Source organism: Acetobacter estunensis (assembly GCF_019083805.1).
In the GTDB taxonomy this organism is placed as follows: Bacteria; Pseudomonadota; Alphaproteobacteria; order Acetobacterales; family Acetobacteraceae; genus Acetobacter; species Acetobacter estunensis_A.
This window is the reverse complement of record NZ_JAHRDV010000140.1, coordinates 1-246: the sequence shown is the minus strand read 5'-3', so window position 1 is coordinate 246 and position 246 is coordinate 1. Positions and strand designations below refer to the sequence as shown.

1 pseudogene is annotated in these 246 nt (G+C 57.3%); it reads right to left on the bottom strand.

Features of this window, described 5'->3' with window-relative positions:
- Positions 1 to 128 (bottom strand): annotated as a pseudogene (locus KUA11_RS17640) (aminotransferase); the annotation flags it as partial.
- Between the last annotated feature and the right edge of the window lie 118 nt (positions 129 to 246).

Genomic DNA, 246 nt, shown 5'->3' with positions numbered 1-246 from the left:
AGAATGACCTGCTGCGGGCGGATGCTGACGCCATATGTGTCGTGATAATGCCGGGCGATCCGTTCACGAAGGGCCTGACTTTCCCAATATCCCATCGGATCTGTGGCCAGAACATGTTGTGCGCGTTGCTCTGGCCCGGCCGGGTTACGTTGCCTATCGCAACACGCTGAAAAGCCTTCACATGGTCCCGGTTGAAATCCCGTGTGGCGAGAAAGAATGCTTCCAACTGACAGCGCGCGCCATCGA